The following is a 797-nucleotide window of genomic DNA, read 5'->3' on the forward strand; positions in this document are numbered from 1 at the left end:
TGCTCACGGTTCAGCAGATAGTCCTGCTGGCCTATGGCAGCCGTCTGTTCCACTGTCTTGTCCAGCAACTGGCCGAACAGCACATTCACACGATGCCGGTTCTCGTCCACATGTATGTTTTCGTTCCATTCCACGTGGACTATCAGTTCATTCTGGTCTATCTGCGGCATACGCTCCTTGCCGACGGAATAGAACAGGAAGACACAAAGAGGAATAGAAACCACACAGAATATGATACTTACCGTCTTATGGGAAAATACCCAGTCGATGCCCACATCATAAAAACGGTCCAGCGTATGTTCCTTCAACGGATTGTTGATGCGGATGCGGGAGAACCACGACCTGCCGCGCAACCCCGTCCGGTAGACCAGCATATAGAGGACCGGCAGCAGCATGATACCCGTGAAGTAGGAAACCAGCAGCCCCACCGTAACAGAGAATGCCTGGTCATAGAACAACGCCCCTGCAATGCCGCTCATGAATATCAGCGGCACAAATACGGCAATAGTGGTCAGCGACGAACTCAGCATGGGCGTAATCACCTCACTCGTTCCCGTCACGCAAGCCCGCCGCAACGAATAGCCCCGTTCGCGATACTGCGAAATGTTCTCCGTCACAATGATGCTGCTGTCAATCATCATACCCAACGCCAGGATTAATCCCGACAAAGAAATGATATTGAGTGACATCTTGAACAAGTAGAAGAACAGGAAGCAGATGACAATAGATACCACCATACTCAACCCGATGATGAACGGCGACTTGACATCCCCCAAGAAGAGTACCGCCACAATGCA

1 protein-coding gene is annotated in these 797 nt (G+C 51.1%); it reads right to left on the reverse strand.

Annotated elements, in window-relative coordinates:
• Window positions 1-797, reverse strand: a 797-nt coding sequence (locus tag DWZ67_RS19950) for an efflux RND transporter permease subunit (RefSeq protein WP_133302963.1), incomplete at both ends; no start/stop codon positions are given.

The organism is Bacteroides sp. AF34-31BH, assembly GCF_003602795.1.
Taxonomy (GTDB): Bacteria; Bacteroidota; Bacteroidia; order Bacteroidales; family Bacteroidaceae; genus Bacteroides; species Bacteroides uniformis.